The following is a 12,559-nucleotide window of genomic DNA, read 5'->3' as shown; positions in this document are numbered from 1 at the left end:
ACCCGACGGTAACTGTTTCATGAACTCTAGTTTAAACCTATTACATCCTTATCCATTTGAAAAGTTGAATAAACTTTTTCAGGATGTAAAACCTGCAAATCTTCCGTTAATTCCATTGTCCATTGGTGAGCCAAAACATCCTGCACCTGAATTCGTAAAACAAGCTATTGTCGATAACTTCAATCATCTTTCGACATACCCAAACAGTAAAGGCTTACCAGAATTACGTGAAAGTATTGCGCAATGGCTCACACGCCGTTTCAAATTAAATGCTATTAGCGCAGAAGATCATATTTTACCTGTGACTGGCACACGTGAAGGAATTTTCTCATTCGTACAAGCGCTGATTAATCGTGATGAAGCGCCTTATGTAGTTATGCCGAATCCCTTTTATCAAATTTACGAAGGTGCAGCTTTACTCGCTGGCGCTCAACCTTATTTCATCAACTGTACTGAAGAAAATGGTTACCTTGGTGACTTCGATACTGTCCCTGCAGAAGTATGGGAGAAGACAGCTTTACTTTTTGTCTGCACACCCGGAAATCCGACAGGTGCTGTTCTTTCAAAAGAACAGTTCAAAAAATTAATTGCGCTCTCTGATCAATACAATTTTGTCATCGCATCTGATGAATGCTATTCAGAACTATGGTTTGATGAAGCCCCTGTAGGATTACTCGAAGTTTGTGCTGAACTAGGTCGTGATGACTATAAAAACTGTATCGTATTCCACTCTCTGTCTAAACGTTCTAATTTACCAGGTATGCGATCTGGCTTCGTTGCAGGTGATGCTAGTCTATTAAAACCTTATTTAAAATTCCGCACTTACCACGGTGCTGCAATGCCAGTACAACATCAATTGGCATCGATTGCTGCATGGAATGATGAGGCACATGTTGAAGAAAACCGTAAACAATACCGTGCTAAATTTGATTTATTCCAACAAGAATTAGGTGATTTGCTACCACTGAAAAAGCCTGATGCGGGTTTCTATTATTGGTTAAAGGTAGATAATGATGAAACTTTTGCCAAAATGCTGATGGAAAAAGCACATATCAAAGTCTTACCGGGTCGTTATTTATCTCGTGATACTGAACAAGGAAACCCAGGTGAAAGCCATGTTCGTCTTGCTCTCGTAGCAGATTTAGACCAATGTAAAGAAGTTGTTAAACGCTTAAAATCAATTCTCTAATCGTGCATGATCTTTAATTTTAAGCCCTCTTTTTAGAGGGCTTATTTTTTTGATTGATGATTCTAGGCATAGTTTGAGCGGAAAATGATATTTTCTAACAAACCTCTCTCTAACTCTCTCCCAAAGGGAGAGAGAACTAAAAAGAATGGATTGCCCATGATAATGTTTGGATCACTCTCAAGTGTGAGTTGTAGTATGCCTATGGGATTTAAAAATTAGTTCTTTATGCATGATGGTAACTTTTTAATTTACTAGTTATTTTACTTTTTATAGAACCATTTTTATACAAGGCATATATGAGTAAGTGTTCAATGAGTAAATATGCATCATTCGGATGTGGTGTATCTTTCATGTCATAATTCTTTTCTTCCTTAATAAAGTTTATATATCTTATACATTGAGAACCATAATTTGAGCTTAAGTTACTTATAAATCCTTAGAACATGCTTTTCCGAGAAAATTTGAATGTTTAGATGCTTTATTTTTATATAAAATATATTCTTCTAATAGTTCCTTCATTCTTTTTGCTGTAGTGCTTTTAGTTTCAATTTCGTTCTGTATTAATTCAAGTTTACTTAAATTATAAATATATTCTTTTGCTTCATTTGCAATGACTTCACTAACTTTTTGATTTCTCCATTCATTTGAAATACACCATGCAGTAGTAGATGCTATTCCAGCCCCTATTAAAGTAGCAATTGCTCCCCAATGCCAATTACAAGCTTCCATATTTTTTTCCTTTCATACCTTTTATGCAGCAGCAACGCCATGCCTAATAGCTTTTTCAATTTCTTTATTTGTTAAACCTTTTATACAATCCTTTAGTTCTATTATGTTTTTAAGTTTTAGCTTTCTTAGCACAAGGCTTCTTCTCGCTTCTTTATAAACCTTGTTTATTACAATCTTAATCCTAGTTAAAAAAAAGCCATGAACATTCATGGCTTTTTAAAATAGTTCAAGACTGTAATTTGAAAATTACAAAGTCGCTAGAATGTCTCTTAAAGTCCGATTTGGATTTTCTGATTTAGTAATCGGGCGACCAATCACCAAATGTGTAGAACCATCTAACATAGCTTGCTTAGGTGTAACAATACGTTTTTGATCATCCGCTGCAGAACCTTCCGGACGAATTCCCGGAGTGACGAGAGCAAAGTTCTGACCTAAAGTTTCGCGTAACATTTTTGCTTCTTGCGCAGAACATACAACACCATCCAAGCCACTTTCTTGAGTTAAAGTCGCTAGACGTTTTACATGTTCAAAAGGCTCAATATCCAAACCTAGATCACGTAGATCTTCTCGCCCCATTGAAGTTAATACGGTAACTGCAATCAACTGTGTTTGATAGTTACCTGCTTTTAATCTTTCTACACAAGTTTCCATCATTTTTCGTCCACCAGATGCGTGAACATTAACCATCCATACCCCTTGATCTGCAGCAGCGCAAACGGCTTGTGCTGTAGTATTTGGAATATCATGAAATTTTAAATCTAAAAATACTTCAAAACCCTGATCATGCAATGCTTTTACAACAGTCGGACCTTCATGTGTAAAAAGTTCTTTACCGACTTTTACACGACAAAGTTTAGGATCCAAATTTTCAGCCATTTTCAATGCGTCGTATTGGCTTTTTGCATCTAAAGCAACAATGATACTCAAGGTTGTTCTTCCGTCCATCTAAAGTTGCGTCATTATAAAGATGTTCAACTTAAGCTGCAAAATTAACTTTAAAAAACTCAGCTTAAAATTCAACAGTTTATTTTCAATAAAAAAAACCTCTAAAATAAATTTTAGAGGTTTTTTAAATATTTATAAGTTACAGCGGATTTGAGTTACGCGGATCTGAATGCACATCTAGTACTGTCTTTTCATGACGTACATTTGCAGCAGCTTCAGCAGCAGCTAACTGAGCATTTTGGATTTGTTCTTTACGAAGATATTCAATATCTTTGCGAAGACGCTTAATTTCCCAACTATTTTGGAATACACGGAAAACTTGAACTCCGAGTAATAATCCAACGATGATCCCAAGTGCCAAAGTCAACAAAAGCAATAAACCTAATCTCATTGCCGGTACTTGAGTGAAGAGAAGATCAACAGTCAGTTCTGTACCATTTTGCAGAACCAATGCCAATGCATATCCGAAGATTACAACTAACAGTGCAACTAATACGTAACGCATAACCACCCCTGAGTAATTTATTATTTTCCTGCTGATTCGTTTACAGCATCTCTTAGTGCTTTACCTGGTTTGAAATGAGGTACAGCTTTAGCAGCCACTTCAACTGACTTACCTGTTTTAGGATTACGTCCAACTCGCGGTTCGCGATGATGTAAAGCAAAACTTCCAAACCCACGAATTTCAATACGATTATCAGCTGATAATGACTCAATCATTTGATCGATCATAATTTTAACAGCTTCTTCGACCAATGGCTCAGCCAAATGAGGATTTTTGATAGAAATACGTTCTATTAAGTCAGACTTATTAAGTGCTTCAGTAGTCATCTGCGACCTCTTTAATTATCAAGCTACTCTGTGCATAGCGAGATAATAACCTGTTTAAATACAAAACGGTAGCGCAGTAAGTCAATACTACGCTACCGTTTACAGTATTTGTGTAAAAAGTATTAGTTAAATTACATTAACAATACATTGAACACGAAAGACTTAGTGGTTCATTTGAGCTTTGATCAAATCACCAATTGTCTTAGGACCGTTGTCTTGACCTGCAGAAGCAGTTTTCAAGTTAGCAACAGCTTCTTTCTCTTCAGCTTCGTCTTTCGCTTTGATAGACAAGTTGATTGCGCGTGATTTGCGATCAACATTGATGATCTTAGCTTCAACTTCTTGACCAACTTCTAAGAATTTAGTTGCATCTTCAACGCGGTCACGGTTGATTTCTGAAGCTTTAAGAGAAGCTTCAACTTCGTCAGCCAACTTAATTGTTGCGCCACGAGCATCAACTGCAACTACAGTACCTTTAACAAGAGCACCACGTTCGTTAGCAGCTAAGAAATCGTTGAAAGGATCGCTGTTCATTTGCTTGATACCAAGGCTAATACGGTTGCCTTCAGCGTCTACAGAAAGGATAACCGCTTCAACAGTGTCCCCTTTCTTGTAACGACGAATCGCTTCTTCGCCTTGTTCGTTCCAAGAAATGTCAGATAAGTGAACTAGACCATCGATACCGCCTGGTAAACCGATGAAGATACCGAAGTCAGTGATAGACTTGATTGTACCTGAAACTTTTTCACCTTTGTCGTGAGCCTTAGCAAACTCTTCCCATGGGTTAGCACGAGTTTGTTTGATACCAAGAGAAATACGACGACGCTCTTCATCAACCTCAAGAACCATAACATCAACTTCATCACCAATCTGAACAACTTTAGATGGGTGGATGTTTTTGTTTGTGTGGTCCATTTCTGAAACGTGTACTAAGCCTTCAACGCCTTCAGCGATTTCAGCGAAGCAACCGTAATCAGTTAAGTTAGTTACACGCGCTTTAACGATAGAACCTTTAGGGTAACGGTTCATGATCGCTAACCATGGATCTTCACCAAGTTGTTTAAGACCTAATGATACACGGTTACGCTCTTTGTCAAATTTAAGTACTTTAACAGTAACTTCTTGACCAACTTCAACAACTTCTGAAGGATGCTTGATACGTTTCCACGCCATGTCAGTGATGTGAAGAAGACCATCAATACCGCCAAGGTCAACGAAAGCACCGTAGTCAGTAAGGTTTTTGATTGTACCAGTAACTGTTTGACCTTCTTCAAGTTGAGAAAGAAGAGCTTCACGGTCAGCTGAAGATTCAGCTTCCATAACTGCACGACGTGATACAACAACGTTGTTACGTTTAGCGTCAAGTTTGATAACTTTGAATTCTAACTCTTTACCTTCAAGGTGAGTCGTGTCACGGATAGGACGAGTGTCTACCAAAGAACCTGGTAAGAACGCACGTACTGGACCGATGTCAACAGTGAAACCGCCTTTAACCTTACCAGAGATAACACCAGTAACGATCTCGCCGTCTTCAAAGATTTTTTCAAGTTTAGTCCAAGTTTCAGCACGTTTAGCTTTTTCACGTGATAAAACTGTTTGACCCATACCGTTGTCAAGCGCTTCAACCACTACGTCAACTGTGTCACCAACGTTAACTTCAAGTTCACGTTGTTCGTTTAAAAATTCAGAGCGAGCTACTACGCCTTCAGATTTAAGGCCAGTATCTACAGTTACCCAGTCAGAATCGATGCTAACAACGATACCTTGGATGACTGCACCCTTTTCAACGTTGAGGTTTAATTCGCTTGCTTCAAAGAGGGCTGCAAAAGATTCGGTCATGATATACCTAGAAAAGTCAGCGGTCTTGGATCAGACAAGGCCGGTTTAGTTAAGTATCGACATAGTCCATATAGAACTGATCAAGCTATGCTTCCACTAATATTCATTAATTTATCTTATTGCGCATCAATATATGCGGTCATCAGGTTAAATACAGTGTCAATGTCCAGATCTGAACTATCGATAATGTAAGCCCCTTCAGCCGGCTTAAGCGGCGCAACGGTTCTTTCCATATCACGCTTATCACGTGCTTGGATATTAGATAAAATGTCGCTCATTTTAACATTTTGCCCCATAGCCTGCAACTGCTTTACACGTCGCTCAGCACGAGACTCAGCAGAAGCAGTCAAATATATTTTCGCTTGGGCTTCTGGAAAGATTGAAGTCGCCATATCACGGCCATCGGCAACAAGACCTGGTGCTTGTGCAAATGCACGTTGTCTTTCGAATAATGCCTGTCTTAATTCAGGTACAACTGCAACCTTGGATGCAAACTCACCAACTTTTTCCGTGCGAATTTCATCCGTTACATCATACCCGTTAAGTAAAATTTTTGTTTTTAAATGATCACTAACAAATTGAATATCGAGATGAGTCGCTATTTCTACGCATTTGACCAACACATCTGGATTGTGAATTGAATCAATTAAATTCAGCTGATGTAATGACAATCCCAACAAACGATACAAAGCGCCTGAATCTAGTAAATGAAACTGGTAATGCTGTGCCAATTTTGCTGCCAAAGTTCCTTTGCCTGAACCGCTTGGTCCATCGATCGTGATAATTTGAATTGTCATTACTTTACCAACTTCGCCTTAAAGGCGTTTTGCTAATTTCTTAAAACCAAGTGTAATAGCAAGTTTGAGTTGTGCAAGAATTAATTTGCTCACAAACGGTGCTCTTGCCTGTAATTCGATCGTGTATGTGACTAAAGTTTTAGCTGTTGAAAGCTCTTTAAATTCAATAATTCCAAGATGATGTTTGATTAATGGATTCTTGATAATTTTGTATTCAATACGCTTATTTGGCTCTAGTACAGTAATTTCTTCTTGAATTGGCTTTATTGGGCCTAATCCCATTTTTCGTACTGATCCAATCCCATCAGGACGACTCGGATCAGCTGCATCTTTAATGCGTACAACCTGAATCGGTGCAAATACATCATTATAAGTCGCATGTTTTGACAAAACTTCAAATACACGATCTATAGGCTGGTTAAATTCTTGTTTAACTTGGATTGAATTCATTTTTTATTCCTTTTCATTGATTCCGCTTCATACTGACAATACATTATGTCAATTTTTCCACAATCAACAATAGCAATCATTCCTGATTATTTTCTATTTTTTGTCGTACACACTGTTGTTTTTTTTGTTCACGTCTGAATTTAAAAAATTCTGAAAGCTGATGAGCACACGCTGATTGCATGCACCCCCCTTCAAATTCAAATATATGGTTGTAATAACCTTGATTATTCAATAGCTGTCGCGCACTGACCAGAGAACCCGCCTTCGGCTCTAAAGTACCAAATACAACACGATGAACTCGAGCATGAATTAAAGCCCCCACACACATCGTGCATGGCTCAAGGGTTACATAAAGTGTTGCATCTTCTGGTAGACGATAGTTCTGAATTTGATTACATGCTTGGCGAAGTGCGACCACTTCAGCATGAGCAGTTGGATCATGACTCAGGATGGGTTGATTATGTCCTTCACCAATTACTTTTCCTTGACTCACAATGACAGCTCCAACAGGGATTTCTCCCAATTGAGCTGCCAATGCAGCCTGCTCATAGGCAAGCTGCATCCATTTTAGATCTTCGACATCAAATTGAATTTCAGACAAAATTAGATAATACCGTACTGTTTTAACAAGTTATTCCAGCTCTCGATATTTGTAACTGGTGGGTGCGCACCTAAAATTCCTTTTAAGGACATAGATTCTGCAGGTGTCCATTCAGGAGATAAATCTTTATCCACTAAACGTGCACGTACGCCTTCAACAAAATCAGGATGTCTAATTTTCCAATCAGAAATTTGAGTTTCAAGTTCAAATACTTCTTGCCAAGGATGAACTTGACGCCCCCATTGCCATAACAACCAGGTAATCGCAGCTGTACTTGGTGAGCCTTTTGCAAGATTTTCACTCGCTTGTCTTAGCCAATCACTTCGTGCATCACTTAGACCGATAATTGCTTCATAGTCATTTTCAAAGTTTGCACCACGACAGACACTGTGAATCACGTCTAACGAGATTTGCAGTGGCCCTGGAGAAACTGGTCGATGCAAACTATTTAAAGTGTCATCTAATGCCCTAAAATCGCCAGCAGGATAATGATCCCAATCGATACTGATCAACTTTTGTAAAACAACATCGCGCTGAGCATCACAAATATGAGTCGCCCAACCAATACCATAAGCTCCTGCCGCAGTCATGATCGATCCAGTTAAACCTGTAAATAGACCTATTGGACCACGATCTGCCAAGAAACGACTAGCACCAACATCTGGATATAAACCAATATTTACTTCTGGCATTGCAAGGCGCGAATAAGGTGTAACCAGTCTAAATGGTGCAGCCATAAATAGACCAAGCCCACCGCCCATCACATAACCTTCACCCCAAACGACTATCGGCTTAGCGTAGTCATGCAACAAAAGATCTAGCGCGTATTCTTGTTCAAAAAATTTATTTGCCGCATCAACCTCATTATTGATGACCAACTGACGGAGTTTGCGTACATCCCCACCGGCACAAAAAGCTTTAGGGGTTGTTGAATCAAACCAGATCGCTTTAACCGCATCATCATGATGAAACTTTTCAAAAACAGCCAATAAAGCCGTTACAATAGATTCATCAAGTGCATGTAAAGATTTTGGACGATTTAATCGAACCACTCTCCATCCATTCTGTGCTTCTTCAACAATTAAGTCAGGATGATATTGGTTCGTCTCAGGAGATATTGTCATGCTTCCAGCTGCCATTTAATTGGCTCAATGCCATTTTGTTTAAGATAATTATTTGTTTTTGAAAAAACTTTACACCCAAAAAAACCACCTCGGTTTGCTGCCAACGGTGATGGATGTGCTGCTTTTAAGACCAAATGCTTATTTTGGTCAATTCGTTGACCTTTCTTATGCGCGTACGCACCCCAAAGAATGAAAACGATCTTTTCACGTTGCTCATTTAGAACATCTATCGCAGCATCAGTGAAATCTTCCCAACCTTTCTTTTGGTGTGAAGTCGGCTGGCCCGCTTCAACAGTCAATACACTGTTCAGCAATAAGACACCCTCTTCAGCCCATTGGGTTAAATCACCATGCTTGGCAGGCACTATTCCAAGGTCAGTGCTGAGTTCGTGATAGATATTACGCAAAGACGGCGGTAATGCAACACCCTTTTGCACTGAAAAACTCAATCCATGTGCTTGATTTGGACCGTGATAAGGATCTTGACCGAGAATCACAACCTTTACACGATCTAAGGGTGTAGTGTTGAACGCATTAAATATAAGGGAATTAGGTGGGTATATCACCTTATTCGCCTGTAATTCAGATTTGAGAAAAGCTTTCAGCTGATCCATTTTATCGCTGAGCAGAAAATCTGCTAAAGCATACTTCCAACCATCCTCTAACCGAACTTGATTCAGTTGACTTAATTCTTGTTCGGTGAGTTGCATTGTGTTCATCCCTAAATCAATCACAGCTTTAAAGTTTTACTTGTAAATCTACACTTGGATTCTTAAAAGTGAATCCTTGTTTCAATTGTTCGTACATTTTAGGATCAGACCATTCATTTTGAATTTGTTCTGAGAATACAATTTGATCCAGCGCCAATAAGCCCATCTGCTCATTTACGATATCTTCAGCAAAACTTTGCGCATAGCCTGTGTCAGTTTCATGCACGATCACTGAATAGACTTCAACATCACCTTCACCATTTTGCGTGATTGTTGATTTCAGTACTTGTTCTGCCAAATAAAAGAAAATACGAGAAAATTGTTCAGCAGAAGGTGAAACGGGTAATGAAACCCAACGTGCACTAAAAGTTTTACATGCTTGAATATATTCAGCTGAATCCTCTTGCCAAAAACAAATCGCATGATCAAAACTATCATAAAGTTCTTTGATCACACCTTTCAGCAAACCAAAATCATAGACCATTTGACCATGATCTAGCTTTGAGGCTTTCAATAATAATTCGACTTTATAGCTATGACCATGAATTGAACGCTTACAGCGGTCTGATGTGCAATTTCGCACAATATGCGCGTTTTCAAACTTAAATAATTTTCGAATTAACATATGTCAGAGCAATAAAAAATCATGGATTAAAATGATTATAGTGCATATTCACACAACTCATCATTAATTTTAACGTTTTAAGCAATTGGCAAAACGTATTAAAAACAAAAAAAATAAAAAGTTATCATTCAATTTGTTTAAATTAATATTTTAGCAATTTAATCAATTGGTTTGAAGAGGTGCCAAACTTCTTGAGAAGACATAAACCTTATCTTCATCACGCATCAGATAACTCGAAAAATATCGCTTTCGATCAGATAGCATGATTTCAATATCCGCTCGATAGAATGCAGATTTAACATCAAAATTATTTTTTGCTGTGCTTTTAGCTTCTTCACTTAACTGACTTAGAGTGTTGAGTTCCCAGAGCTGATCTACGGACTCAAAAAACTCACCATTGGCTTTTTTTTGATCCAAATCACGCTGTACATTTTGCACATCCAAACTTGGGTCTATAGCAGCAATAATCATCGCTGGTGCCGTATTAATATTAATTTTAATTTCTTTTAAAGGAATCGCTGTAACATAAGGTTTTATCAACAAAAACTTATCACCTTCAAATCCTCGCACTTGCTTCAACTCTTCAACGCTATGAAAAGGACCATTCGCTGGCAAATAAGGACGCGTTAAACTTAAATAATAATTACTCTCTGCCCCCATCGCGCCAATCGTCAAATCATCTTGATCTTGCCAATCAATTACCGCTTCACTCAATTCTTCTGGTAAACCAAGCTTTGATAATAATCCCTTAAAGTAATTCACCGCATTATCATTCGGCACGCCATCATCTTTGACCAAACTGTTTAAATTAAACTTACCCGTTTCATCAATAATTCCCCCTGCAACATAACCACCATCAATTGGAAATGGTGGCATCGGTTGAGCCCAAGTTTCTTGAAGATTATCTGATTTTGAATTGGACTTGGCATCTTGAACCAATAATTCTGAGAAAAAAGCTTCAGCACTTTTTGCATAATACAGTGCTTGGTTTTGACGAATCACATAGGCCGTATTTTCACTGGTATTGTATTGACGATGGGCAATCGTCGCAGCAATGATAGTTGCCAAAGCGACTAACATTAAAATCGTAATCAGGGCGATTCCTTTTTGCTGCTTCATGCATTTTCCTAATGATTATTGACTAGATGCCGGTTTTAAATAGTCAGTATTAAGCAAACTAAAAATCCACTCGAATTCAACATCTTGTTGTTTAAATCTAATTCGCATACCTTTAGGCAATAGCCGAGCCACACCATCTTGAGCATCATTACTATTAGAACTTATTGTTGATGCTTCCGGCCACGAATTCAATTCATTCGGGTTTAAAATCGTGATTTGAAAATCATCCACATTTTCTAGGATCGTACTGGATAAAGGTTGAGTTGTTTGAAGAACATTCAGATTGGGATACTTTAAACGATAAACTTTTCGATCTTGTGCATTATAACGATATTCTATTCTCTCAAATGGAGACAAACCCTGTTTCAGCGGGTCTGTGACCCCTGCCTTACTAAATTGTAAAGACTGATCATCCAGTAAAAGTGCAGGTTGAATTTGTCCTGCGATATTTGCAGTCAGCGGTACAATTTGCAAAGCATCTCTTTGCATTTGTAAATAACTATCTTGCAAACTGAGAAGTTGCTGTTCATGCACCGCATTTCGATCTTTGACTTTATTCAAATAATCAAAAATTTTCCATCCCAAAGCAGACAATACTGCAAAGATGGCTATTGCAACCAAAAGCTCTACCAAGGTAAAACCTTGTTGTTTACTCTTGATCATGAGTTGGATTGCTCTCTGATAGGATAGTTATAAAACACCATGGTGGTGACACCTGATTCAACTTTACCTAAATCATTGTTATATAGACTCACTTGCACTTCTATTTTCTGAACATCTGGGCTAATAGTCGCTTCTGATTTTTTATCAATTTGCCAACTTAGACCTTGAGAGGTAATTTGCTTAGATTGAGTTCCCTCTAGCCATTCACCACTAATTTGCATTGCAGCGACTTCATTTTGTGCGACGAATTGTGCTTTTGTTCTTAAAATTGCATTCGCAGTCGCCTGTGTGTACTGCATAGCCACCTTCGTCAATGACATTGCTGCTACAGCAAAAATAGCCAAAGCCACCACAACCTCAATCAAGGTAAATCCTTTAAGCACCCGCATCGATTTTACCCAAGTAATCTATTTGAATAAGATCACCAATTGCTTTTTGTTCATAATACATTTGAATTGTGACAGGTTTAACCTCGCCATTGCCCAACCAAATTAATTTCGGTGCATTATTATTCATCAAGTCTGCATTAGTTGCATTTTCAAAACTATAGTCGCTACTTTCGATCTGAAATGAAACCTTTGCAGGTAGCTCTCTCGCAGAAAACTCTGGCATTTCAACCCAAGTGGAAGGTTGACGATTATTATTCGATACAAGCGTTTGCTCTGGACGAGTTAAATCATTATATTTTTGAAATGTATAGCGAAACTGATCACCATTCCATTGTGGCACCAATGCAACCACTAACGATTGATCAACAGCCTCTCGATGAATACGTTTTAAATCTAATATTAAAGCCTCTCTAGCTTGCATTGCTTTACGTTGATCAATCCCACCAATATTCATCACCACCAATGCCGCCATGATGCTGATGATCACAATGACCACCATCAATTCGATTAAAGTAAATCCGCCTTGACGGTGATCTAGAGATTGCATA

16 protein-coding genes are annotated in these 12,559 nt (G+C 38.3%); 1 reads left to right on the top strand and 15 read right to left on the bottom strand.

Features of this window, described 5'->3' with window-relative positions:
* Positions 1 to 19: 19 nt before the first annotated feature.
* Positions 20 to 1,189 (top strand): succinyldiaminopimelate transaminase, encoded by a 1,170-nt coding sequence (dapC, locus tag AC1M9A_RS02120; RefSeq protein WP_481591146.1) that lies wholly within the window; start codon positions 20 to 22, stop codon positions 1,187 to 1,189.
* A gap of 426 nt (positions 1,190 to 1,615) precedes the next feature.
* Here the strand turns inward: dapC and AC1M9A_RS02115 are convergent, their stop codons facing one another.
* The 15 genes from AC1M9A_RS02115 to AC1M9A_RS02045 form a co-directional block, all read right to left on the bottom strand.
* Positions 1,616 to 1,918 (bottom strand): hypothetical protein, encoded by a 303-nt coding sequence (locus AC1M9A_RS02115; RefSeq protein ID WP_481609518.1) that lies wholly within the window; start codon positions 1,916 to 1,918, stop codon positions 1,616 to 1,618.
* 246 nt (positions 1,919 to 2,164) lie between these two features.
* Positions 2,165 to 2,863 carry an orotidine-5'-phosphate decarboxylase gene (gene pyrF / locus AC1M9A_RS02110; RefSeq protein ID WP_481609517.1) on the bottom strand — a complete coding sequence of 233 codons (699 nt, stop codon included), beginning with the start codon at positions 2,861 to 2,863 and terminating at the stop codon, positions 2,165 to 2,167.
* Between the two features lie 139 nt (positions 2,864 to 3,002).
* Entirely contained in the window at positions 3,003 to 3,368 is a 366-nt protein-coding gene (locus AC1M9A_RS02105) for a lipopolysaccharide assembly protein LapA domain-containing protein (RefSeq protein WP_035264552.1), read from the bottom strand.
* A 20-nt stretch (positions 3,369 to 3,388) separates the two neighbouring features.
* Positions 3,389 to 3,694, bottom strand: a complete 306-nt coding sequence (locus AC1M9A_RS02100) for an integration host factor subunit beta (protein WP_035264555.1) — start codon at positions 3,692 to 3,694, stop codon at positions 3,389 to 3,391.
* Between the two features lie 162 nt (positions 3,695 to 3,856).
* Complete coding sequence (rpsA, locus tag AC1M9A_RS02095; RefSeq protein ID WP_035264556.1) at positions 3,857 to 5,533, bottom strand: 30S ribosomal protein S1; 1,677 nt, start codon at positions 5,531 to 5,533, stop codon at positions 3,857 to 3,859.
* 116 nt (positions 5,534 to 5,649) lie between these two features.
* Positions 5,650 to 6,330: a (d)CMP kinase gene (gene cmk / locus AC1M9A_RS02090; protein WP_481609516.1), complete on the bottom strand. Its 681-nt coding sequence runs from the start codon at positions 6,328 to 6,330 to the stop codon at positions 5,650 to 5,652.
* Positions 6,331 to 6,348: 18 nt separating this feature from the next.
* The gene (locus AC1M9A_RS02085; protein ID WP_180027685.1) at positions 6,349 to 6,780 is read right to left on the bottom strand and encodes an SRPBCC family protein; all 432 of its coding nucleotides are present in this window, start codon (positions 6,778 to 6,780) and stop codon (positions 6,349 to 6,351) included.
* Positions 6,781 to 6,856: 76 nt separating this feature from the next.
* Complete coding sequence (gene tadA / locus AC1M9A_RS02080) at positions 6,857 to 7,381, bottom strand: tRNA adenosine(34) deaminase TadA (RefSeq protein WP_481609515.1); 525 nt, start codon at positions 7,379 to 7,381, stop codon at positions 6,857 to 6,859.
* A 2-nt stretch (positions 7,382 to 7,383) separates the two neighbouring features.
* Complete coding sequence (locus AC1M9A_RS02075; RefSeq protein WP_481609514.1) at positions 7,384 to 8,505, bottom strand: enoyl-CoA hydratase/isomerase family protein; 1,122 nt, start codon at positions 8,503 to 8,505, stop codon at positions 7,384 to 7,386.
* Positions 8,502 to 9,215, bottom strand: coding sequence for a uracil-DNA glycosylase (gene ung, locus AC1M9A_RS02070; RefSeq protein ID WP_035264670.1), 714 nt, complete (start codon positions 9,213 to 9,215; stop codon positions 8,502 to 8,504). The genes AC1M9A_RS02075 and ung overlap by 4 nt, the downstream gene beginning before the upstream one ends.
* A 28-nt stretch (positions 9,216 to 9,243) precedes the next feature.
* Positions 9,244 to 9,840: a 6-pyruvoyl trahydropterin synthase family protein gene (locus AC1M9A_RS02065; protein ID WP_180027682.1), complete on the bottom strand. Its 597-nt coding sequence runs from the start codon at positions 9,838 to 9,840 to the stop codon at positions 9,244 to 9,246.
* A gap of 162 nt (positions 9,841 to 10,002) precedes the next feature.
* Entirely contained in the window at positions 10,003 to 10,959 is a 957-nt protein-coding gene (gene gspK, locus AC1M9A_RS02060; RefSeq protein ID WP_481609513.1) for a type II secretion system minor pseudopilin GspK, read from the bottom strand.
* A gap of 15 nt (positions 10,960 to 10,974) precedes the next feature.
* On the bottom strand, positions 10,975 to 11,622 hold the full coding sequence (gene gspJ / locus AC1M9A_RS02055; protein WP_481609512.1) for a type II secretion system minor pseudopilin GspJ: 648 nt from the start codon (positions 11,620 to 11,622) through the stop codon (positions 10,975 to 10,977).
* Positions 11,619 to 12,011 (bottom strand): type II secretion system minor pseudopilin GspI, encoded by a 393-nt coding sequence (gene gspI / locus AC1M9A_RS02050; RefSeq protein ID WP_035264570.1) that lies wholly within the window; start codon positions 12,009 to 12,011, stop codon positions 11,619 to 11,621. The genes gspJ and gspI overlap by 4 nt, the downstream gene beginning before the upstream one ends.
* Positions 11,998 to 12,558, bottom strand: coding sequence for a pilus assembly FimT family protein (locus AC1M9A_RS02045; protein WP_481595444.1), 561 nt, complete (start codon positions 12,556 to 12,558; stop codon positions 11,998 to 12,000). The genes gspI and AC1M9A_RS02045 overlap by 14 nt, the downstream gene beginning before the upstream one ends.
* Position 12,559 lies beyond the last annotated feature (1 nt).

It is taken from the genome of Acinetobacter sp. ANC_7634 (assembly GCF_056779875.1).
Note: the sequence above shows the minus strand (reverse complement) of the source record. Positions and strands in the feature narration are given on the sequence as shown.